The sequence below is a fragment of the Xylanibacter brevis P6B11 genome (assembly GCF_000621825.1).
GTDB classification, from domain to species: domain Bacteria; phylum Bacteroidota; class Bacteroidia; order Bacteroidales; family Bacteroidaceae; genus Prevotella; species Prevotella brevis.
Window position 1 is genome coordinate 96,941 of record NZ_JHXG01000012.1, and the last position, 24,407, is coordinate 121,347.

At 43.8% G+C, this 24,407-nt stretch carries 19 protein-coding genes; 15 read left to right on the top strand and 4 right to left on the bottom strand.

The features are described 5' to 3' along the window. The first annotated feature begins 35 nt into the window (after window positions 1-35). The 10 genes from T496_RS0108190 to rbr all read left to right on the top strand — a co-directional run bounded on the left by T496_RS0108190 (window position 36) and on the right by rbr (window position 13,325). Window positions 36-1,205 (top strand): lipoprotein N-acyltransferase Lnb domain-containing protein, encoded by a 1,170-nt coding sequence (locus tag T496_RS0108190; RefSeq protein ID WP_027450334.1) that lies wholly within the window; start codon window positions 36-38, stop codon window positions 1,203-1,205. Further along, a complete protein-coding gene (locus T496_RS0108195) occupies window positions 1,195-2,778 on the top strand; it encodes an alkaline phosphatase family protein (protein WP_044110892.1) in 1,584 nt (527 codons plus the stop codon). Before T496_RS0108190 ends, T496_RS0108195 begins: the two co-directional genes overlap by 11 nt. A gap of 115 nt (window positions 2,779-2,893) precedes the next feature. After that, window positions 2,894-6,268 (top strand): preprotein translocase subunit SecA, encoded by a 3,375-nt coding sequence (gene secA / locus T496_RS0108200; protein WP_027450336.1) that lies wholly within the window; start codon window positions 2,894-2,896, stop codon window positions 6,266-6,268. After that, window positions 6,265-6,969, top strand: a complete 705-nt coding sequence (locus T496_RS0108205) for an ABC transporter ATP-binding protein (RefSeq protein ID WP_027450337.1) — start codon at window positions 6,265-6,267, stop codon at window positions 6,967-6,969. The genes secA and T496_RS0108205 overlap by 4 nt, the downstream gene beginning before the upstream one ends. A gap of 118 nt (window positions 6,970-7,087) precedes the next feature. Continuing rightward, window positions 7,088-7,366 carry an HU family DNA-binding protein gene (locus T496_RS0108210; RefSeq protein WP_027450338.1) on the top strand — a complete coding sequence of 93 codons (279 nt, stop codon included), beginning with the start codon at window positions 7,088-7,090 and terminating at the stop codon, window positions 7,364-7,366. Window positions 7,367-7,619: 253 nt separating this feature from the next. Beyond that, a complete protein-coding gene (locus T496_RS0108220; protein ID WP_027450339.1) occupies window positions 7,620-9,197 on the top strand; it encodes an Rne/Rng family ribonuclease in 1,578 nt (525 codons plus the stop codon). A gap of 5 nt (window positions 9,198-9,202) precedes the next feature. Then, window positions 9,203-10,636 (top strand): 23S rRNA (uracil(1939)-C(5))-methyltransferase RlmD, encoded by a 1,434-nt coding sequence (rlmD, locus tag T496_RS0108225; RefSeq protein ID WP_027450340.1) that lies wholly within the window; start codon window positions 9,203-9,205, stop codon window positions 10,634-10,636. Then, window positions 10,636-11,688, top strand: coding sequence for a porin (locus T496_RS0108230; protein WP_027450341.1), 1,053 nt, complete (start codon window positions 10,636-10,638; stop codon window positions 11,686-11,688). Before rlmD ends, T496_RS0108230 begins: the two co-directional genes overlap by 1 nt. 39 nt (window positions 11,689-11,727) lie before the next feature. Further along, complete coding sequence (locus tag T496_RS0108235) at window positions 11,728-12,753, top strand: asparaginase (RefSeq protein ID WP_027450342.1); 1,026 nt, start codon at window positions 11,728-11,730, stop codon at window positions 12,751-12,753. A 29-nt stretch (window positions 12,754-12,782) separates the two neighbouring features. Continuing rightward, complete coding sequence (gene rbr / locus T496_RS0108240) at window positions 12,783-13,325, top strand: rubrerythrin (RefSeq protein ID WP_027450343.1); 543 nt, start codon at window positions 12,783-12,785, stop codon at window positions 13,323-13,325. A gap of 324 nt (window positions 13,326-13,649) precedes the next feature. On the opposite strand, the gene T496_RS0108245 is transcribed toward rbr, so the two are convergent. The 3 genes from T496_RS0108245 to T496_RS15135 are packed head-to-tail and all read right to left on the bottom strand — an operon-like array spanning window position 13,650 to window position 15,870. Further along, window positions 13,650-15,023, bottom strand: a complete 1,374-nt coding sequence (locus T496_RS0108245; RefSeq protein ID WP_027450344.1) for an SLC13 family permease — start codon at window positions 15,021-15,023, stop codon at window positions 13,650-13,652. A 34-nt stretch (window positions 15,024-15,057) separates the two neighbouring features. Continuing rightward, on the bottom strand, window positions 15,058-15,642 hold the full coding sequence (locus T496_RS0108250; protein ID WP_027450345.1) for an OmpH family outer membrane protein: 585 nt from the start codon (window positions 15,640-15,642) through the stop codon (window positions 15,058-15,060). Window positions 15,643-15,657: 15 nt separating this feature from the next. After that, complete coding sequence (locus tag T496_RS15135) at window positions 15,658-15,870, bottom strand: hypothetical protein (RefSeq protein ID WP_027450346.1); 213 nt, start codon at window positions 15,868-15,870, stop codon at window positions 15,658-15,660. A gap of 67 nt (window positions 15,871-15,937) precedes the next feature. Between T496_RS15135 and T496_RS0108260 the strand changes: the two genes are divergently transcribed. The 5 genes from T496_RS0108260 to T496_RS0108280 are packed head-to-tail and all read left to right on the top strand — an operon-like array spanning window position 15,938 to window position 23,717. After that, window positions 15,938-17,389, top strand: a complete 1,452-nt coding sequence (locus T496_RS0108260) for an aminoacyl-histidine dipeptidase (RefSeq protein WP_027450347.1) — start codon at window positions 15,938-15,940, stop codon at window positions 17,387-17,389. Continuing rightward, on the top strand, window positions 17,386-20,181 hold the full coding sequence (gene uvrA / locus T496_RS0108265; protein WP_044110894.1) for an excinuclease ABC subunit UvrA: 2,796 nt from the start codon (window positions 17,386-17,388) through the stop codon (window positions 20,179-20,181). Before T496_RS0108260 ends, uvrA begins: the two co-directional genes overlap by 4 nt. A gap of 2 nt (window positions 20,182-20,183) precedes the next feature. Beyond that, window positions 20,184-20,657 carry a cytidine deaminase gene (locus tag T496_RS0108270; protein WP_027450349.1) on the top strand — a complete coding sequence of 158 codons (474 nt, stop codon included), beginning with the start codon at window positions 20,184-20,186 and terminating at the stop codon, window positions 20,655-20,657. A gap of 16 nt (window positions 20,658-20,673) precedes the next feature. Beyond that, on the top strand, window positions 20,674-21,552 hold the full coding sequence (locus T496_RS0108275) for a PfkB family carbohydrate kinase (protein ID WP_027450350.1): 879 nt from the start codon (window positions 20,674-20,676) through the stop codon (window positions 21,550-21,552). A gap of 8 nt (window positions 21,553-21,560) precedes the next feature. After that, entirely contained in the window at window positions 21,561-23,717 is a 2,157-nt protein-coding gene (locus T496_RS0108280; protein ID WP_155808771.1) for a Tex family protein, read from the top strand. Between the two features lie 21 nt (window positions 23,718-23,738). Here T496_RS0108280 and T496_RS0108285 read toward each other — a convergent pair whose 3' ends face one another. Beyond that, window positions 23,739-24,368, bottom strand: coding sequence for a hypothetical protein (locus T496_RS0108285; protein WP_155808773.1), 630 nt, complete (start codon window positions 24,366-24,368; stop codon window positions 23,739-23,741). Between the last annotated feature and the right edge of the window lie 39 nt (window positions 24,369-24,407).

Here is a 24,407-nt window from a genome sequence, read left to right on the forward strand (position 1 = left end):
CACCGAAAGTGGAAAATATAGCTTAAATTTGCATCGTGAAACAATTTAAAGACTTTTTTAGAACTATTTTCCTTGTTTTTACAGGGATAATTCTTGTTTGCCCGACAACTTTTGCAGACGAGAATGACCGGCTTGACAGTATTGAGATTGGACTTATCACCTGTTCTCCGCACGAAGAGCTTTATAGTTTGTACGGTCACAGTGCCATTAGGATACATGATCTTAAAACAGGCGAAGACCTAGTCTTCAACTATGGCGTTTTTAATTTCAAACAGCCATTTTTTATCCTTCGTTTTGTATTGGGTATCCCCAAATACGAACTTGGAATCATCCCGTATGACTACTTTTGCAAATACTATAAGGATTGGGGCAGTCAGGTTACAGAGCAAGTTCTGAACATTACGAATGTAGAAAAGCAAAAAATTGCCCAAGAATTGGCTTTCAATTACCGTCCAGAGAACAGAATGTATGTATATAACGTGTTCTACGACAACTGTTCTACACGTCCAAGAAACATCATTGAACAATGCCTTCAGGGAAGAATTGAATATACGTACAACAATAATTATACACCATCTTTTAGGGAGATGACGCGCGAATACACGAGAAATCACCCTTGGGCCACTTTTGGCAATGACATCCTTTTGGGAGTGAAAGCAGATTTAGAAACAGATGCGCGCCAACAAGAATTTCTTCCCTTTAACCTTCGCAATGATTTCGATCATGCAATGATAAACAGGAACGGAGTCTTAACTCCCCTAGTCAAAGAGCGAAGAGAACTAGTTGCACCTGGTATTCAGATTATCGAAGAAGATTTTCCTTTATCACCAACAATGTGCGCACTTCTTCTTTTAGGTCTCTCCCTCATCGCGTTTGGCATAGAATACTATAAAAAAACAACATACGTATGGATTGATGCTTTACTGATGACATTAACAGGAATCGCAGGTTGCTTACTTACAGTCATGCTATTCTCCCAACATCCGACAACGAGCACAAATCTTCAGGTATTAATACTAAATCCTGTCGCTTTGGCATTTATACCAAAAATCGTAAAAAAGAAGAAAAGCTATTGGTTTCGTATCAATGCATTGCTTATCTTTATATTCTTTATTGGTGGCATTTGGCAAGACTACGCTGAAGGAATGGAAATTGTGGCACTATGTTTGCTGCTTAGAATACTGAGACATTACAATGACAAATAGAAAGTTTTATATTACGTTACTAGCCGTTTTAGGCTTTAGCATCGAAACAATAGCACAAGGCGAGGTTCAACCACTAAACGCACCTCGACTGGTGGTCAACATCACTATTGACCAACTACGCAATGATTATCTTGAAGCATTCATTCCCCTGTATTCTGAAAAAGGATTCAAACTGATGCTAAACAAAGGAAGAGTATACACTCAAGCATCATACCCTTTTGCACCAATAGACATTGCATCAGCCATTGCGTCACTAATGACGGGAACCACACCTTATTATAATAATATAACAGGTACAGACTGGATGAGCAGAAAAACCCTACGTCCAGTAAACTGTGTGGAAGACACAAAACAAGAAGGCTTTCTGACAAGGAAAAAGGCTTCGCCCGCAAAACTAAGCACATCTACAATTACTGACGAGCTAAAAGTTGGAACTGCAGGAAAATCTGTGATATATGCTATCGCCCCATCTTGCGAAGCTGCCATCCTGGCAGGAGGACATGCTGCAAATGGAGCAGTATGGTTAGATGAGAACAATGGATTTTGGTGCTCGTCCAGCTATTATTACAACTCCCTTCCTTCATGGATTCAAAATTTCAACAGCCTGCATGCACCTGGAAAACTATCACAGAACATCACATGGGAGCCAATCAATGAATTAGTTGGTAATTTCAGCTATTTCATGAGCTCTAGCATACAGAAGCCCTTCAAACACACAATTAAGGGTGATCATCAATACGTAGACTATCAAACTAGCGCACTTATCAACGAAGACATCTCAAATCTGGCTATGCAATGTATGCTTAGCACAGGAATGGGTAAAGATAAGGTAACAGACATGCTATGCCTCACATATTATGCTGGAACCTACAAACATCAATCCGTAACAAGATGTCAGATTGAGCTACAAGACACCTATGTACGCCTTGACTATGAACTGGGACGTCTGATCGAATTTATTGAAGAGCGCATTGGAAAAGAAAATGTTTTATTTGTACTAACAAGTACTGGCTATAATAAAGAAGACGACGCAGACTACGAAACATATAGAATTCCTTCTGGAACATTCTACATGAACAGGACGTCTAATCTTCTAAACATGTACTTAGGAGGAGTATGGGGACAAGGTAATTATGTAGAAGCAACATTCAGTAACCATATATACTTAAACCACAACCTCTTAGAAACAAAGAAAATAAGCATTAATGAAGCAGCTTCAAAAGCTCAGGAAATACTGGCTATGATGTCGGGGGTGCGAAATGTTTATACTTCCTTTCAACTTATAACAAGTAAAAATGAAAACATAGAGAAAACGAGAAATGCTTTCTCTGCAGATCACGGAGGCGATTTAGTCATTGACGTTGCTCCAGGATGGCGTGTAATGAACGAAGATACTCAAAAAAGCGAGCAGTATAGATCGTCATATATACAATTCCCCATTATTTTCTACGGAACAGGCGTCCATGCAGAACGCATCAACAAGCCAGTAAGTATTACTCAACTAGCTCCTGCAATAGCACGCAGCATTCGTATCAGAGCGCCAAATGCATGCTCTTCAGAACCATTATACTAAAGAAAGTATTACTCCCAAAATCGCAAATAATAGTCTTTTCTTGCAGATTTAGCAAAAAAATGACTACCTTTGCATGCAATTTACTGTAAAAGAATAAAATAATATATCATAAACGATGAATTTTAATAAAATTTTGAGGGCTTTGTTTGGTGACAAGTCTTCACGAGACATGAAACTCATCCAGCCATTCGTAGAAAAGGTATTGGCTGTATCACCCCAGGTAGAAACATTAGATAACGATGCCTTGCGTGCAAGAACGCAAGAAATCAGAAAATATGTTCAAGCTGCCGCTACAAAGCAAAAAGAGGAAATTGAACAACTAAAGGGCACAATTGAAGGAACGCCTATTGATGAGCGTGCCGACATTTTTGCTCACATTGACAAACTTGAAAAAGAAGCACTTGAGGAATACGAAAAGGCACTCAACGAAGTAATGCCTGAAGTTTACGCTATTGTCAAGGAGACAGCACGTAGATTTGCACAAAACGAAGATACAATTGTAACTGCCAATGATTTTGACCGCGAACTAGCAGGAGATCCTCGCAAGGACTTCATTACAATCGACGGCGATAAAGCTATTTACCACAACCACTGGACTGCAGGAGGCAATGACCTTAAATGGGAAATGGTACACTACAACGTACAGTTGTTTGGTGGTGTTGTCCTTCATCAGGGTAAGATTGCAGAGATGGCCACAGGTGAAGGTAAAACATTGGTTGCGACCCTCCCTGTATTCCTAAACGCATTGACAGGAAATGGTGTTCATGTAGTAACGGTCAACGACTATCTTGCTAAACGTGACTCTGAATGGATGGGACCTCTATATATGTTCCACGGACTAAGTGTAGATTGTATTGACAAGCACCAACCTAACTCACCCGAACGTCGTAAAGCCTACCAAGCTGACATCACGTTTGGTACAAACAACGAGTTTGGTTTCGACTATTTGCGTGATAACATGGCCATTTCTCCTGCTGACCTTGTTCAGAGAGCCCATAACTATGCCATTGTCGACGAGGTTGACTCTGTATTGATTGACGATGCACGAACACCTCTTATCATTAGTGGCCCTGTACCCAAAGGCGACGTACAGATGTTTGAAGAATACCAGCCACTGGTTGAAAAGCTGGTTGGAGTTCAGCGTCAATTGGCCACACAGTATCTTGCAGACGCAAAACAAAAGATTTCAGAGGGACAAAGGACTAACAATAAAGAGTTGACCGACGAGGGATTCCTGTCTCTATACCGTTCACACAAATCACTTCCAAAGAACAAGCCACTTATTAAGTACCTCTCAGAAGAAGGTATCAAAGCTGGTATGCTCAAGACGGAAGAAATATACATGGAGAACAACAATCGCAAGATGCCAGAAGCTGTAGAACCGCTATACTTTGTGGTTGATGAGAAACTGAATTCGTGTGACCTCACCGATAAAGGTACTGCATGGCTAGCTGCGCAAGTTAACGATAAGGACCTGTTTGTACTCCCTGACATCGCATCACAACTCTCTGAGTTAGAATCAGAAAAAGGACTAACAGACGAGGAACGCTTAAACAAGAAAGACGAGCTTCTAAACCATTATGCAGTTCAAAGCGAACGTGTACACACACTACAACAGCTTTTGAAGGCATACACCATGTTCAACAAGGATGATGAATATGTGGTAATTGATGGTGAGGTAAAGATCGTTGATGAGCAGACTGGACGTATTATGGAAGGTCGTCGTTGGAGTGACGGTCTTCACCAGGCTGTAGAAGCTAAAGAACACGTAAAAGTAGAAGCAGCTACACAAACATTTGCTACTATCACCCTTCAGAATTATTTCCGCATGTACCACAAACTTGCTGGTATGACAGGTACTGCATCAACTGAAGCAGGTGAATTCTGGGACATTTACAAACTTGATGTTGTTGAGATTCCGACCAACAAGCCCGTCGCAAGAAACGACATGGACGATCGTGTGTACAAGACTGCAAGAGAAAAATACCGTGCCGTTATTGAGGAGGTAGTCAAAATGCGTAAGGCAGGGCGTCCAACATTGATTGGTACCACCTCTGTGGAAATATCTGAGCTGCTTTCACGCATGTTGGATATGTACACTGATCCAGAAACTGGAAAACGCGAAGGAATCCCCCATCAGGTATTGAATGCTAAACTTCATCAAAAAGAAGCAGACATCGTAGCATTGGCTGGTCAGCAAGATAGCAACGGACAAGGCGCCGTAACTATCGCAACCAACATGGCGGGTCGTGGTACCGATATCAAGCTTTCACCCGAAGTTAAAGCTGCAGGCGGCTTGGCAATCATCGGTACAGAACGCCACGAGAGTCGTCGTGTAGACCGTCAGTTGCGAGGCCGTGCTGGTCGACAGGGAGACCCAGGCTCTTCAGTATTCTATGTTTCCTTGGAAGACAAACTGATGCGTTTGTTCGCTAGTGAACGTATTGCCGCGGTCATGGACCGTCTGGGATTCAAAGAAGGAGAAATGATTGAAAGCCCCATGATATCCAAGAGTATTGAGCGTGCTCAAAAGAAAGTGGAAGAAAATAACTTCGGCATTCGTAAGCGCTTGTTGGAATATGACGATGTAATGAATAAGCAGCGAACAGTTGTATATGAAAAGCGTCGTCACGCATTGATGGGTGAGCGAATTGGTATGGACATTTCCAATACCATTTGGGATCGTGTTGTGTACATCCTTGAGAATAATGATTACGAAGGTTGCAAAGAAGAATTCCTGCATCTTTTTGCGATGGAAGTTCCTTTCTCAGAGCAGCAGTTCAATGATAGAAAACTGGATGATCTTGCAGAAGAATCATTCCAAGCCGCTCTTGCAAATTTCAATCGTAAAACCGAAAGAATTATTGAGGTTGCAACACCTATCATCAAGCAGGTATATGAGAATCAAGGACATATGTATGAGCGCATCATGGTGCCCATTACTGATGGCCGAAGAATTTACAACATTGCCTGCAACTTGAAAGAGGCTTATGAGACAGAATGTAAATCTATTGTAAAGGAGTTTGAGAAGCAGATGCTATTGCATATTATTGATGATGCATGGAAAGAAAATCTGCGCGAACTTGACGAGCTCCGTCATTCTGTACAGAATGCCAGCTACGAGCAGAAAGATCCTTTACTTATCTTTAAATTGGAGAGTGTAAAACTGTTCGACGCAATGGTTAATAATATGAATAACCGGACAGTTTCAATCCTCACTCGTGCAGCCATTCCAGAAATGCAGCAAAGCGAGGTAAAGGAGGCTGCTCCTGAAGAGCACACCAACCGTCAGCAGTATACAGAGAATAAGCAAAGCCTGCCAGAAGAGCAAATGACCGATGCTAGTCAGACTCGTGCTGCTCAGTCTGACACACGCGCTCAACATCCCAACAATCCAATTGTAAAGGACAAATTGCCTGGTAGAAATGACCTCTGTCCCTGTGGAAGCGGCAAAAAGTTTAAAAACTGCCACGGAAAGGGTCTCGTATGATAAACATTTCAAACATTAAGAAACAGTTTGGAAAAACAATAGCCAGCGATATCCCGTCGTTCTTTGTGAACGACGGAGATATCCTTGGTTTAGTAGGAAATAACGGTGCCGGAAAAACCACTCTTTTCCGCATGATGCTAGACCTTCTAAGACCTGATGAAGGTACTATCACGATAGACGACATCAATCCCTCTATCTCTGAAGAATGGAAGACTAGAACAGGCGCATATATAGATGATAGTTTTCTAATTGACTACCTTACTCCAGACGAGTACTTTGCATTCTTGGGGAAAATTTGTAATATCACTAGCGAAGAACTTTCGACACGACTCCAGCAATTTGAAACGTTTGCCAATGAAGAAATCTTCGGGCAAAACAAACTGATTCGCAATCTATCTGCTGGCAACAAGCAAAAGGTTGGCATCATTGCAGCCTTAATGAGAAATCCAAGCCTAGTTATTCTCGATGAGCCATTCAACTTTCTAGATCCAACCTCACAAAGTTCACTGAAGCACCTTCTAACTGAATACCATAAAAAGTATAATGCTACGATATTAATAAGTAGCCATAATCTACAACACACCACAGACATTTCAACGCGTATTGCATTGATGGAGAAAGGCTGCATTATTCGCGACCTTAACAATGACAATGAAGAGGCAAAACAGGAACTTATCACCTATTTTGAACAACAAATGTAAGGGCAAAGGAAGTTTTTTTTGAAAAAATACCTAAAAAATTTCTATATGTGACTGAAAAACAGTATCTTTGCACTCCGAAATTAGAAATAACAATATAAATACGTAAATTAAGAGTAATATGACTAAGGCAGAAATGGTCAACAATATTGCCCAACAAACAGGAATCGGCAAGAAAGAAGTTGCGATTACAATAGAGGCTTTTATGGAAGAAATCCGCAATAGCCTTGCAAAACAAAAAGAAAATGTATACCTCCGTGGTTTTGGAAGTTTTATCGTAAAGCATCGCGCTCAGAAGACTGCCCGTAACATTTCAAAGAACACCACATTGGTTATTGAGGCTCACGATTTGCCCGCATTCAAGCCAGCTAAGAGCTTCATTGAGAAGATGACAAAATAATAAGGAATTTCAAAACAAAATAATAAACATTAATTTTATTTAGTTATGCCTAACGGAAAGAAAAAGAAGGGTCACAAGATGGCTACCCACAAGCGTAAGAAGAGACTGCGCAAGAACAGACATAAGAGCAAGTAAAAGAGAGCTTTTACGTCATGAAGGAAATGAGAGGAGTGTACCCATGGCATAAACACGTGCAGGGTGCACCCTTTCTGTTTTAAGACAACTAATTATTATAGAAAGATAAGTCAAAGACATGACAAGTGAAGTAATTATCGATGTCCAACCAAAAGAAATTTCCATTGCTTTACTAGAAGATAAGCAATTGGTGGAATACCAGAACGAGCCTAGAGAAGTCTCGTTTGCAGTTGGCAACATCTACATAGGAAAGGTTCGTAAATTGATGCCTGGCCTTAATGCATGTTTCGTAGATGTAGGATCTGAGAAGGATGCTTTTCTTCATTACCTTGACTTAGGCCTACAATTCAGTTCTTACGAAAAATACCTTAAACAGGTATCTAGTGATCGCAAAAAACTATTCCCCATCCAGAAGGCCACTCACCTACCCGACCTTCCAAAGGATGGAAGCATTCAGAACAGCCTGAAGGTTGGACAGGAAATACTTGTTCAGATTGTCAAAGAGCCCATCAACACTAAGGGGCCGCGTTTGACATGTGAATTAAGTTTTGCTGGACGTTATATGGTTTTAATACCTTTTGGCGACAAGGTTTCAGTTTCTAGCAAGATTAAACGTGGCGAAGAGCGTACACGTTTAAAACAACTTGTTCAGAGCATGGTACCTAAGAACTTTGGTGTTATTGTACGTACGGTTGCTGAGGGTAAAAAAGCAGCAGAACTTGATCAGGAATTAAAAGTACTGCTCAAGCGATGGGACGATACAATCACTAAAGTACAGAAAACAACCGAGCGCCCATTGATGGTGTTCGAAGAACAAACACGCGCTGTGGCTTTGCTACGCGACCTTTTCAACCCAACTTATGATGGTATCTATGTGAATAATGCTGAAATTAAACAGCAGATTCACGATTATGTGTCACTCATTGCCCCAGAAAAAACAAGTATCGTTAAGCTTTACGAGGGTAATGTACCCATTTTCGACAACTACAATGTCACCAAACAGATTAAGTCAGGATTTGGTCGCACAGTTAACTACAAGCGTGGTGCTTACCTGATTATTGAGCACACTGAGGCAATGCATGTTGTAGATGTCAACAGCGGCACACGTATTAAGAAAGAAAACGGTCAGGAAGCCAATGCCTTAGAGACCAACTTAGGTGCAGCTGATGAACTAGCACGCCAGCTTCGTCTTAGAGACATGGGAGGAATCATAGTTGTAGATTTTATCGACATGAACCTGGCTGAAGATCGCCAATTGCTCTATGAGCGTATGTGCGAAAACATGAAGAAAGACCGTGCACGTCACAACATTCTTCCACTCAGCAAGTTTGGTTTGATGCAAATCACGCGCCAGCGTGTGCGTCCTGCAATGGATGTCGCAGTAGAAGAAAGCTGTCCCACATGTCATGGTACAGGTAAGATCAAAGCAAGCATTTTGTTCACAGATCAACTAGAAAGTAAGATTGATTGCCTAGTCAATAAAGTAGGTATAAAGAAATTCACACTTCATGTGCATCCCTATGTAGCTGCATTTATCAATCAAGGTGTTATCTCACTGAAACGCCGCTGGCAGATGAAATACGGCTTGGGAGTGCGTATTATTCCCAATCAGAAAATGTCTTTCTTGCAATACGAATTCTACGATGCCAATAAGCAGTTCATAGATATGCAAGAAGAAAATGAAGTCACCAAGTAACAATTATGGCTAGAAACAAGAAACCATTACCCCTACTTGAGAACATTACTATCGAGGCCGTTGCAGCTGAAGGTAAATGCCTTTTCCACTGGAACGACCTGGTAGTTTTCGTACCTTTCTGCGTACCAGGTGATGTTTGCGACATACAAATTAGAAGGAAGAAACATTCATTTGCTGAAGGCGAGGTGGTGCGATTTGTTGAAAAGAGTAAAGTTCGTGCGGTACCATTTTGTCAGCACTTTGGCGTTTGCGGTGGCTGCAAGTGGCAGAACCTGCCTTACGAAGAACAACTGAAGTTCAAGCAGCAACAAGTCTTCGACCAACTTCATCGCATCGGCAAAGTTGAACTCCCTGAATTCCGTCCTATCCTTGGAAGTGTCAAGATACAGGAATATCGCAACAAATTGGACTACGGATGCGCAAACAAGCGTTATCTTACAAAAGAAGAGATATCCTCACTGCCTAAGGAGGAAAGCCAGAGTTTGAAAGACGTTCCTGCTATTGGTTTTCATATCACAGGAGCATTCGATAAGATTCTTCCAATAGAAAAATGCTGGCTGATGGACGATTTGCACAATCAAATTCGTAACGATATTCGTGATTATGCAGTAAGCCATAACATTTCATTCTTCGATTTGCGCGCACAAGTGGGATTACTGCGTGATATTATCATCCGCAATAGTGCCAGTGGTGAACTTATGGTCATCATCCAATTCCACTATGACGAAACAGGAGGTGAACAAGAAGCGCTCGATTTGCTTCAACATGTTGCAGACACATTCCCACAGATTACGTCCCTACTCTATTTGGACAACCAAAAGTGTAATGACACCATTGGTGATCAAAACATCATAGTATTTAAAGGGACAGATCATATCTTTGAATTGATGGAAGACCTGAAGTTCAAGGTTGGTCCAAAATCATTCTATCAAACAAACACTGAGCAAGCCTACCACTTGTATAGTGTTGCTCGTGAGTTTGCAGGCCTAACCGGTGATGAGATGGTTTACGACCTTTATACTGGAACGGGTACAATTGCCAACTTCGTGGCAAAGAAAGCCAAACACGTTATTGGTATTGAGTATGTGCCAGAAGCAATTGAGGATGCTAAGATTAATTCCGAGATCAACGGTATAACAAACACCTTGTTTTATGCCGGCGACATGAAAGATATCCTGACGGACGATTTTATTGCAGAACATGGACGTCCTGATGTCATCATTACCGACCCACCTCGTGCTGGCATGCATCCGGATGTCATCAATACTATTCTACATGCTGCCCCCGATCGCATCGTATATGTTTCCTGCAATCCTGCCACTCAGGCGCGCGATTTGCAGAGCCTTGATGAACAATACAAAGTGGTTGAGGTTCAACCTGTGGACATGTTCCCCCACACACCTCACGTAGAGAATGTTGTATTATTAAAGAAAAGATAATGAGGAAAGTATTTCTTGCTGCCCTGATGATGGGCGCAACACTGAGTACACAAGCTCAGAATGAATGGTTCAAGAACGTAAAGTTCAGCGGATACGGCATGGTTCAGTATCAAGCCAGCGACAAAGAAGGCTCCGAAAACAACGGCTTCAATCTGCGTTTGGTTCGTATGGCACTAGAAGGACGTGCACATCAGGACTTCTATTGGAAGGTTCAGATGCAGATTAACGGTAACACATATGATCCAGACAAATCATCTACCGACATCCGCCTGGTGGATCTCTTTGGCGAATGGCAAAAGTACGAGTTCTTCAAAGTGAAGGCTGGTCAGTTCAAGCGTCCTTTCACATTTGAAAACCCCATGCATCCTATCACACAAGGATTCATGAGCTATTCTCAGAACGTTTCAAAACTGGCAGGTTTCTCTGATCGCTGTGGTGGTAACGCTTCAAACGGTCGAGATCTTGGTGTACAGATTCAAGGTGACATGATGTGGCTCAATGAGCGTCCTCTGTTGCACTACCAGATTGGTGCTTTCAATGGTGAGGGTATCAATCAGAAAGACAAGGACAACAGAAAAGACATCATCGGTGGCGTATGGGTTATGCCAGTTAAGGGCTTACGCATTGGCGCCTTTGGATGGACAGGAAGTCAGAATGTCACCAACAAGGAAGAAGTAAATGTGAGAATGCAAAAGAATCGCTATGCTCTGTCTGGCGAATATGCGCAGGACGACTGGACTATCCGCTCTGAATATATTCACAGTCAGGGATGGAATCTTGCTCACACCAGCGACAAGGCCGATGGTTACTACGCACTTTTCATTGCCCCAATAAAGAAGAATAAGTTGCACATTAAGGGCCGCTATGACCTTTATCGCGAGGCAAAGGAATGGGGACAGTCGAAGACCCAGTACGAGATTGGTGCCGACTATATGTTCACCAAGAATCTGCAGCTCAATGTAGAGTATGCTCGTGTAAACGACCGCACAATTAAAAACGCCGACAAGCACAACTACAACATGGTTGATGTTGAGCTTGACTTCCGCTTCTAAGAGTTAGTTCAAGCTAGTCGTCCCAATTCAAGCTAGCGTATGACGTCAAAAGTATTATTAATATATACCGGTGGTACCATCGGCATGAATCAAAACCCACAGACAGGTGCTCTGGAGCCTTTTGACTTCGAGCACCTGCTCAGTCGGGTACCTGAGCTGGCACAATTCCAAACAGAAATAGCCACTTACCAATTCAATCCGCCCATTGATTCTAGTGATATGTCACCCAGGCTTTGGACAGAGTTGGCACACATCATTGCTGATCACTATGACGAATATGACGGTTTTGTTATCCTGCATGGAACTGACACAATGGCATATACTGCCTCCGCCCTATCATTCATGCTCGAGAACATTACTAAACCCGTTATTCTAACAGGATCGCAATTGCCAATAGGACAGTTGCGTACAGACGGCAAGGAGAACCTTATCACCAGTATCGAGATAGCAGCAGCACGAAACCAAGATGGGACAGCAAAAGTACCAGAAGTAGGTATATACTTCAATGGGCACCTAATGCGCGGAAACCGCACTACAAAACAGAGTGCTGATGAATTTAATGCCTTCGAGTCATTCAATTATCCACATCTAGCCGATGCCGGTGTAGAGATAACCTATCATGATGAGTTTATACATCGTCCTGTGAAAACAAGCTTTACACCACAGTTTAAACTAGACAACAACGTCATTATCTTTTCATTGTTTCCAGGCATTCGTGAAGACCTCATCCGTCACATCATAGCCACCCCCAACCTGCGTGCTATCGTCATGAGAACCTATGGTTCAGGTAACGCACCACAAAACCCGTGGCTCATCAATGCCCTGCGCGAAGGTACACGCAACGGTAAAATCATTATCAACATCAGCCAATGTCTGCAAGGCTGTGTACAAATGGGGCGTTATGACACAGGTTATCAACTTCAAGAAGCAGGCGTAATCAGTGGATATGACGGTACTGTTGAATCAGCAGTAACAAAACTCATGTATCTACAAGGAAAATATGAAGATCCCGAGCAGGTCCGCAAATTCATGCGACAAAGTATCTGTGGCGAGATTTCTATATAATTTTATAACTAAACAAACACCAAACAAAAATGAAAGATTTAAAAGGAACAAAAACAGAGAAGAATCTGCTGGAAGCGTTTGCCGGTGAATCACAGGCTCGTAACAAATACACGTATTGGGCTTCGAAAGCCAAGAAAGACGGTTTTGTACAGATTGCAGCTATCTTTGAAGAAACAGCTGCCAATGAAAAAGAGCATGCTAAGCTGTGGTTTAAATTGCTTGAAGGTGGAGCTATCAAGTCAACAGCTGAAAACCTCGAAGCCGCTGCAAATGGTGAGAACTACGAGTGGACCGATATGTATGCACGTATGGCACAAGAGGCCCGTGAAGAAGGATTTGATGAAATTGCAGCCAAGTTTGAGGCTGTAGGTAAAATTGAGAAAGAGCACGAGGCTCGCTATCGCAAGCTGTTAGACAACGTCAAGAAAGAGCGTGTATTCTCAAAGGATAACGATGTTATCTGGCAGTGTTCTAACTGCGGACATATTGTTATTGGAAAGAAAGCTCCCGAGGTTTGTCCTGTATGTAATCACCCACAGGCATACTTCCAGGTTAAGGCCGAGAACTATTAAATCCAAAGTACAACACAGAAGAGTGAGCTAGCGATAGCTCACTCTTTTTTATTCTCTATATCCAACGTAACAATACTTCAAAAACGATGTTCTCCTTTAAAAGGACTAAAGCATGATTTTAGCGTAACCAAAGGGGAACTTTAGCGTAACCAAAGAGGGACTTTAGTGTAACCAAAGGGGGACTTTAGTGTAACCAAAGGGGAACTTTAGCGTAACCAAAGCAGAGTTTTAATGTAACTAAAGTGGCACTTTGACGATGCAATAGTGCCACTTTAAGGGGTTAAAACAACTTGTTTCTATTGAAAATAACAGGAAAGTAATTGCCTATCCAAAGAAATAAATCTCGAGCCAAAGAACGGCAAAGCCTAGGAGAAAACCGAAGAGGACCTTAAGAGTAAGGTTCTTCAAGTACCATCCTACTCGTATATGCTCCATCGACATAAGAGCCATGCCACTAGTACTGCCAACGGAAAGCAAACAGCCACCGATTGCTGTACTATAAGCCACAACCTTCCAATAGGCACCATCCTGTGCATAGTCTCCTGCATTCCATACATCGTAGAGTGAGATATCACTTACGGCGATAACCAGTGAATCTACCAAACTGCTGAGGAAACCAGAAATAATGCCGACCACCCATAAATTATTAATAGTCTTATCAATCCAGTCAGCCACCTCTGTCAAAACTCCCGTCTCGAAAACAACACCCATACCCAACATGGTTCCCATAACAAACAGAACCTGCTGGATAGATTGGTACTGTATGGAACGAGGCAGACGACGACGTGACATCTGATCAGACTCGTTTAACTTACGATTGAAGGCTTCGTTGACCACCCAAAGCACTGACAGGATGCAAAGAGCACCGAGAAATGCTGGAAGACGTGTGATACTCAAAAAGGTAGGTACGAACCATAATCCTCCAATGCCGACCAACAGCATTAGCATACGTTGCCAGCGGTTCAGTCGTGTATCATCACCACGATAAGGAGCTACTACCCACTCTATATCAAGACGTGAGGGCAACTGACGAGCTATGAGCAAGGTTGGCACCACCCAAGCAATGATGGCCGGTGCGACCATAAATGATGAAAAATCGGTTGCTGTGATAGCTCCATTATTCCACAAGATGAGGCCTGTGGGGTCGCCAATAACCGTAAAACTGCCTCCGCAAGTAGCTGCAAGAACAACAGCCGAACCAACAAGCATACGCTGACGACGACTCTTAATGATGCTGTGCATGATGACAAGCATCACAATAGTGGTGGTCAGCGTGTCAAGGTTGGCAGAGAGAACAAAAGCGGCAAGCGTGATGGTCCATAGAAGACGTTTCGAGTTACGTGTGCGGATCCACTCACTGATAAAGTCAAAGCAACCATTGTTGTTCAGTATCTCAATGATAGACATTGTGGCCAGAAGATACATCACAACAGAAGCTGCTTTACCTACGTAGTTCAGAAAAATGTTGCTATAGATAAAGTTCTTGATAGCCTGCTCATTGTTTGCATGATCAGTAAGATACTGAGCAAACAGAATAGGATGCTGACTCATCACGAAATCACTGCCCCAACAGATGTAGACCACCCAGCCAATGGTACCCAGGAACATGGCTATTGCAGCCTTGTTCACACCTGTCAAATGTCCCGTAGCTATCAGCAAGAAGCTGAACAGCAACATGATAACAATAATGAGCGTCATCTTTCCGAAACTATTAGGTAAAAACTATTCTTCTTTATTTAGCAGCCTTCTTATAGCGCTTGTTCATGCCATTGATAACATCCTGAGTGATGTCGTGTTTCTTTCCGGCATAAAGCACTGCAGCCTTGTTCAGTATAATGTCGTATTTCTTATCCTTGTTATAGTCAGCGAGGAAATTATCCAGGCTATCCTGGAAAGCCTGCAGCAGCTTTGCCTGCTCTGATGCCAGTTCATTCTCCAGACGCTGCTGAAGAGCTACCAAGTTATTCTGCTCGCGCTGAAGAGCTGCCTGTGCATTCTCGGCCTGCTCACGCGATGTGAATCCGTTGTTCTGTAATTTACTCTGGAAATTTGCTACGTTGGTCTCCAACTGCTTTGACTTCGAAGTCATTGTATTACGAGCGTTGTTGCTTTTCTTCTCCAATTCAGCTGTCGTGCTCTTGGTAAACTCATAATGAGCCAACAGAGTATCCAACTCGATATAGCCAACGCTGATACCAGAGGCGCTGTTACTACCTACCTCAGCGGGCTCATCCATTTTAGGACTCTGATTGTTGCAAGAAACCAACAGTGCAGCCAAGGCTGTCACCGACATAACACTTTTAATGATCTTTTTCATTTTATATGTTTTTAGTTAATTATTTCTTTCACTTACCGCAAAGCGTCTTTCGCGTCGTGCTTCACGATCCTGATCCATCACACAGTGAATACCTCGTTCGCGCATAGCTTTTGAATCATGAATATGCTGCGATGCGAAGCGTCCATTTTGCTTAAAAAGCAATTTAATGCACAAAAATGCCATAGCTATAGCAATTATTAACGTGCTAATGACTAAAATCTCAACCATTTTTACTAATTTTGCGGGTGCAAAGATAATAAATAAATGAATAAACAATATAAATTTTACATTAAAAATGAATAAAAGTAGCCTTAAACCCGCATCTGTCTTCGAGCAGTTTGCAAAGATTAACACAATTCCACGTCCATCAAAGCGCGAGGAAAAGATGATTGATTACCTGAAAAAGTGGGGCGAAAGTCATCAACTAGATACACATGTCGACGAAACTGGTAACGTCATTATTCGTAAGCCTGCCACTCCTGGCTATGAAGACCGCAAGACCGTGATTATGCAGAGTCACATGGATATGGTGTGCGACAAGCTGGTAGATATAGAATTCGATTTTGACAAAGACGCCATCCAGACATATGTTGATGGCGACTGGCTGAAAGCTAAGGGTACCACACTGGGCGCTGACGACGGCATCGGATGTGCCATTGAACTGGCCATTCTCGAAGCTAACGACATTGAACATGGTCCTCTAGAGTGCGTATTCACACGCGATGAAGAGACCGGTCTTTCAGGCGCAGAAGGCATGAAGGCCGACTTTATGACGGGTGATTACCTTATTAACCTAGATTCCGAAGACGAAGGCGAGATGTTTGTATCATGTGCTGGCGGACGCAACACCACTGCCAAGTTCACATTCAAGCGCGAAGAGGCTCCTGCCAACTCGTTCTTCATGCGTGGCCAATTGAAAGGCCTCACTGGTGGTCATTCTGGCGACGACATCAACAAGAAGCGTGCTAACGCCATTAAGCTGCTGGGGCGTTTCCTGTATCAGGAGATGAAACGCTATGAAGGTATTCGTCTGGCTCAGTTCCATTCTGGCAAGTTGCATAATGCCATTCCTCGTGATGGTCAGTTTGTTGTTGCAGTACCCAGCGCCATCAAAGAGAATGTAAAGGCCGACTGGAACGTATTTTCAGCAGAAGTTGAGGAAGAGTTCCATGTAACTGACACTCAGATGGTATGGTCTATGGAAAGCACCGAAGCTGAGTCTGTGATTGAGAAAACAGTTGCAGACAACTTTATCCGCGCTATCCAGGCTGTAGATAACGGAATTTACGCCATTTGCCAAGATCCAGAGCTGAATGGCATGGTGGAGACTTCAAGCAACATTGCAAGCATTCACACTACAGAGAATGAGATCAACATCCTGTCTTCACAGCGTTCAAACGTGATGTCCAACCTCGACAACATGTGCGCCACCATCATTGCAACCTTTGAGTTAGCTGGCGCCGAGGCACACTCAAGCGATGGATATCCTGCATGGAAGATGCGTACTGAGAGCAAGTTGCGCGATACAGTAGTAGAGACCTACAAAGAACTATTTGGTAAAGAACCCATCGTACGCGGCATCCACGCAGGCCTGGAATGCGGTCTGTTCTCAGAGCGCTATCCTAATATCGACATGATATCATTCGGCCCCACCCTTCGCGATGTTCATACCCCCGACGAGCGACTCTATATTCCCTCTGTACAGATGGTTTGGGATCACTTGCTGCTCGTTCTGAAACGTATATGATTAACGACTATATTGAAATAAAAGGAGCGCGCGTCAACAATCTCAAGAATGTTGACGTGCGCCTTCCCAGAGGAAAGTTTGTTGTCATAGCCGGTGTTTCTGGCTCTGGCAAATCATCATTGGCCTTCGACACACTTTATGCCGAAGGCCAGCGTCGCTACGTAGAAAGTCTGTCCAGCTATGCTCGCCAATTCCTGGGGCGCATGAATAAACCCGAGTGCGACTTCATACGCGGCATTCCGCCTGCTATTGCTATCGAACAGAAAGTGATAGCACGCAATCCCAGAAGTACCGTTGGCACGTCAACAGAGATATACGAATACCTGCGTCTTCTGTTTGCACGTATTGGAAAGACCTATTCTCCCATCAGCGGAGAAGAGGTCAAAAAGCATTCTACTGAGGATGTCATTCAGAAAATGCTTGAGTTCTCCCAAGGCACTAAATTTGTGGTAATGGCACCACTGAGAGTACCTCAAGGACGAACCGTGGAAGAACAACTGAAAGCCAGCATTCTTCAAGGATACGCACGTATCTATGTCAACAATGACTTTCAACGCATAGACGACTATCTAGAGTCAGAGAAGCCAGGAGACGAGGAGATATTCATCGTCATCGATCGTTTATCTGTTGACGACACGAAAGATGTCATTGCACGCCTTGTTGACTCTGCAGAAACAGCTTTCTACGAAGGACAGGGCGAAATGCGTCTCATGTTCCTGCCATCAAACATCTATTACGACTTCTCTACTCGCTTTGAGGCCGATGGCATCACTTTCGAGGAGCCCACCGACCAAATGTTCTCGTTTAACTCACCTGCAGGTGCTTGCCCAGAATGCCAAGGTTTTGGACGCATTGTAGGTATTGACGAACACTTGGTCATCCCCAATACCTCCTTATCCGTCTATGATGGCTGTGTTGTATGTTGGCGTGGCGAGAAGATGAGCGAATGGCAAAAGTGGTTCATTCAGCATGCGGCTAAAGACGACTTTCCTATCTTCGAACCATACTACGATCTGACACAGAAGCAGAAAGACTGGCTGTGGCACGGTCTCCCCTCTGATAAGAATCTGAAGGAGAAGCCATGCATTGACAGTTTCTTTCAGATGGTGAAAGAAAACCAGTACAAGATACAATACCGCGTGATGCTGAGTCGCTATCGTGGCAAGACCACGTGTCCCACATGTCACGGAACGCGATTAAAGAAAGAGGCTGAATACGTAAAGATTGGTGGAAGAAGCATTACCGACTTGGTACAGATGCCAGTTGTAAGACTGAAAGAATGGTTCAACAATCTGGAACTATCTGAGCAGGATGCTAAGATTGCCAAGCGACTGCTGGTTGAAATCAACAGTCGTCTTCAGTTCATGCTTGACGTTGGCTTAGGCTATCTAACACTTAATCGCCTTTCAAACACACTCTCTGGTGGCGAAAGTCAGCGCATAAACCTTTGCACATCACTTGGTTCATCACTAGTTGGCTCGTTGTATATTCTAGACGAGCCCAGTATTGGTTTGCATTCACGCGACACCGATAGGCTTATCAAAGTGTTGGAAGAACTACAAGCCATTGGAAACACAGTGGTAGTGGTAGAACACGATGAAGATATCATCCGCGCAGCCGACTATCTGATTGACGTAGGTCCTGACGCAGGTCGTCTGGGTGGCGAAATTGTATTTGCTGATGATCCCAAGAATGCGGATAAAGACAATGAGACACAATCCAGAAGCCACACCGTTGCTTACCTCACAGGCAAAGAGACAATACCTGTGCCAGAAAGCCGCCGCCCATGGAACCAGCATATTGACATCATAGGTGCGCGAATGAACAATCTGCGTGGCATCAATGTTTCAATTCCTCTTAATGTCTTAACTGTAGTAACAGGTGTCAGCGGAAGCGGAAAATCTAGCCTCATAAAAGGCATCCTCTATCCTGCTTTAAAACGACATCTTGGCGAGGTCTTCGACGCTCCTGGTGAGTTTACAAGCCTAGGAGGCGACGTTAATGCCATCAAGCATATTGAGTTCGTAGATCAGAACCCCATCGGTAAATCGACACGAAGCAATCCTGCAACTTACGTGAAAGCATATGACTGCATACGTGACTTGTTTGCAGAACAACCACTGGCTCAGCAGATGGGCTTCACGCCACAATACTTCTCGTTCAACACCGATGGAGGACGATGCGACGAGTGTAAAGGTGCAGGAACGATTACGGTAGAGATGCAGTTTATGGCTGACCTGGTGCTGGAATGCGAAGCCTGTCATGGACATCGCTTCAAGCACGACATCCTGGATGTAAGGTATGATGGCAAAAACATTGACGATGTTCTTAACATGACCATCAATGAGGCTGTTGAGTTCTTCGGAGCTCGAAATCAGAAAGCTATTGTCAATCGCCTGAAACCACTGCAGGATGTGGGATTGGGATATATCAAACTGGGACAAAGCTCCTCTACATTGTCTGGTGGCGAGAACCAACGCGTGAAACTGGCCTACTTCATTGGACAAGAAAGACAAGAGCCGACATTATTTATCTTTGACGAGCCGACAACAGGTCTGCACTTTCACGACATACGAAGACTCATGGAGTCGTTTGACGCACTGATCAAGCGCGGTCACACTATTGTGGTCATAGAACACAATATGGATGTCATTAAACTGGCCGATCATGTCATCGACCTAGGCCCCGACGGAGGAGACAAAGGCGGTAATCTTGTCTTTGCTGGAACCCCAGAGCAGTTGGCTAGTCACAAGGAAAGTATAACCGGACAATACTTAAAAGAAAAGCTATAACTATGAAAGAACGAATTCTACAATCTCTCATCAAAGAATATCAACTAGATGAGCTTGCAGCAGAAGACCGTCGTCTTGTGGAATCTGCCATTGAGGCCACGAGCCGTTCGTATGCGCCCTACTCACATTTCCACGTAGGCGCCTGTCTAAGACTAGACAACGGTGTGGAGATGAAAGGATGCAATCAGGAAAACGCAGCGTTTCCCTCTGCTCTGTGTGCAGAGCGAGCTGCTATCTTTGCTGCTGGCACACAGTACCCCGATGTAGGAATTGAAACAATAGCGATTGCAGCTCGCACGCCGAAAGGTCATCTCACAGCAGAGCCCGTCAGTCCTTGTGGAACCTGCAGGCAAGTTCTCATCGAAAGTGAGACACGTGCCAAGCACCCCATTCGCATCCTTCTACACGGAGAGAAATGTACATACCTCATAGAAGGCATCAAGAACCTGATGCCTCTGTCATTTACTGAATTCTAAATAATCACATTAGCAGATGAAAGATTTGTTATGTATAGGGCACATCACCCATGATCGAATCATCACTCCACTGATGCCGGACGGCATCGATTGTGCTGGTGGAACGGCCTACTACGTAGCTTGGGCTATACATCATTTACCTCACGACATTGACTTTGGAATTGTCACTGCAACCGGTCAGGATTTATCCCATGAAATCAAAAAGATAAAAGATGCCGGCATTGACATAACAAATCTTGAGAGTCCTACCAGTGTCTTCTTTGAGAATAAATATGGCGAGGATATCAATCAGCGCTCACAACGTGTTCTATCGAAAGCTGCTCCCTTCACCATAGAGCAGCTAAAGGATTTTGATGCAAAGATATTCCATTTAGGAACATTACTTGTGGACGATGTATCTCCAGATGTTGTGGAATATCTTTCAGACAAGGGGCAAATATGTATTGATGTTCAAGGGTACTTACGCGAGGTAAGAAACCAGAAAGTCTATCCTATCGACTGGAAAGACAAACTTCGTGTACTGAAATCGACAGACATTCTCAAGGTCAACGAGTTTGAAATCGAAGTGCTCACCAATGGTGAGAAAGACATCAAGCAAGCTGCCCGAACCATTCGTTCGTGGGGAGTTCCTGAAGTGCTGGTCACACTGGGCAGCTATGGTTCCATCATCTATGCAGACGACCATTTCTATGAGATACCTGGATATGAACCTAGGAAAGTGGTAGATGCTACTGGATGTGGAGACACATTTACCGCAGGCTATCTCTATGCTCGTACCAACGGAGCTAACTACGAAGAGGCAGGAAGATTTGCTGCGGCAATGTGTACGCTCAAACTAGAGCATACTGGACCTTTCACAGGAAACATCGATGAAGTTCGAGCTATAATCAAATGATTATCGATATGGAGAAGAACGTATTCGCAAAGCTGATAGCCCAAATTCTCAACCTGAACATTGAGGCTGTTGCCAATACTCTGACACTTCTAGAGGAAGGATGCACCATTCCTTTCATCTCACGCTACCGTAAGGAAAGAACTGGTGGACTTAATGAAGTGCAGATAGCTGCCATCAATGACGAAAACGAACGACTGAAAGAAATAGCCAAACGAAAAGATACGGTAGTTAAGACCATCACCGAAGCAGGAAAGATGACACCTGAGCTTTCGAAACGCATCGAAGCATGTTGGGAGGCCACAGAACTGGAAGACATCTATCTGCCATACAAGCCACGTCGCCGAACAAGAGCACAAGTGGCTCGAGAGCAAGGGTTGGAGCCTCTGGCACAACTCATCATGCTACAACGGGAATCTCATGTGCAACAAGCCGCAAAACGATTTGTCAACGACCAGGTTGCTTCTGTCAGCGAAGCAATAGCAGGTGCACAAGACATCATTGCCGAAATGATCAGTGAGAATGAACGCTCTCGTCAGCAACTGCGTGGTGCCTATCGACGCACTGCCATCATTACATCGAAGGTTATAAAAGCCAAAAAGGATACCGACGAGGCTGCAAAATACAGCGACTATTTCGACTGGCACGAACCACTGCGCCGTTGCTCATCTCATCGTCTGCTAGCAATGAGACGAGGTGAAAGTGAAGGCATTCTAAGAATAAGCATCGACCCCATTGACGACAACGAATGCATTGAGCGCCTGTATCATCAATGGGTGCACGCAAATAACGAATGCGGTAGAATTATCTCGGAAGCTGCAGAAGATGCATACAAACGACTTCTGAAACCATCTATAGAAACCGAGTTTAGCAACTTAAGTAAAGAACAAGCCGACAATGAGGCTATTCAGGTCTTTGCAGAAAACCTCAAACAACTTCTGCTGGGAGCACCATTAGGACAAAAGCGTGTGATGGCTATTGATCCTGGATTTCGTACAGGTTGTAAGGTGGTATGTCTGGATAGTCAAGGCAACCTGCTTCACCACGAAGCGATATTTCCCCACCCTCCTGTCAACAAGCGCATGCAGGCGTCTGTTCACATCTTGCAGATGGTAGAGACATATCATATCGAAGCCATCGCCATTGGCAATGGTACGGCAAGTCGCGAGACGAGAGCCTTCATTGATGATTGTTTCGATAAAGAAGCTGGAGGCACTCATCAGCCCAGCATATTCGTGGTCAGCGAAGATGGTGCTTCTGTATATTCCGCATCAAAGGTGGCCCGCGATGAATTTCCAGATGAAGACGTTACCGTCAGAGGTGCTGTATCTATAGGCCGAAGGCTGATGGATCCACTGGCCGAACTGGTTAAGATAGAACCAAAGAGCATCGGCGTGGGACAATATCAGCACGACGTTGATCAGACGAAACTAAAACGTCAACTGGATCAAACCGTGGAAAATTGCGTAAACATGGTGGGTGTCAACCTAAACACAGCCTCTCAGCATCTACTGACGTATGTCAGTGGTCTTGGCCCTGTTTTAGCAAAAAACGTGGTAGATTATCGCAGAGCTAACGGAGCGTTTACATCTCGGTCGCAACTAAAGAAAGTGCCTCGACTTGGCACTGTAGCTTTCCAGCAATGTGCAGGTTTCCTGCGCATCCCCGATGCCAAGAATCCCCTGGACAACAGTGCTGTACATCCTGAGAGTTACGATATCGTAGAGCAGATGGCTAAAGACTTGGGATGTCACGTCAACGACCTGATAAGCAACAAAGAGCTACGCACGCGCATAGATATAAATAGGTACGTGACGAAGGAAGTAGGCCTGCCCACCCTGACAGACATTATGAAGGAACTGGAAAAGCCAGGCAGAGATCCACGCGAACAACTGGAAGAGTTTGAGTTTGACAAACGCATCCAAAGCGTTGACGACCTGGAACTGGATATGGTGTTACCTGGCATCGTGACCAACATCACGAATTTTGGTGCATTTGTTGACATCGGTGTGCATCAAGATGGTTTGGTACATATCTCGCAAATGGCCAACAAGCGTATCAACCATCCTACAGATGTGGTGAAACTACATCAGCACGTGATGGTGAAAGTGATTGAGATTGACCGCCGTCGCAACCGTATCTCGCTCTCCATGAAACAAGTGCAATAACCATTAAAGGCAACCACCCGATTACTGAGTGATTGCCTTTAATAGTTGCATCAAGCTTTTCTCACTTTGCCAACTGAAATCCGGCAGGGCAACCATCCGTTTGAACATCACCCTTTGTTCCTTATTCAGCTTGCGAAGGATGTCACGTTCGTGAACCTTCACATATTCGCCCTTCCAGAAGAAATAGAAATGCTTGAAAACTGGCAGTTTCCAATCCTTCTCATTATTAATATCCAGTGTGCCGATGTTGATCATCTCGCCTATCTCCATATTCGAGATGTTCACATTGTTCTGAAGATTGCGTTCAAATGCCTCACGATCGAACAGCTCCACACAATAGAGTACGTTTCCTCCCACCGAATCGACCATATAAGCCAATTGATTATTGATGTTGATGAAATGACGATCCTCAAAATCCACAGCTAAAATGTTCTTCATCTCAGCCTCCATCGTATATTCGCCTTTCAGATAGAGCAACACGCTGTTTTTCAAATAGACATTTGTATGCGACTGACGCACCTTACGACCAGTATTAAGCGTGATGACAGAAGGTTTAAAACTCTTATACAACATAGGCACAGTGGTTTGTTTCTGAGCAAAAGCGCCAACGGATGCCATCATCAATAAAAGACAGAAGTAGATTCGTTTCATAAGCCTTTGAATAATTAAAAAGCCCATCGACTTTCATCA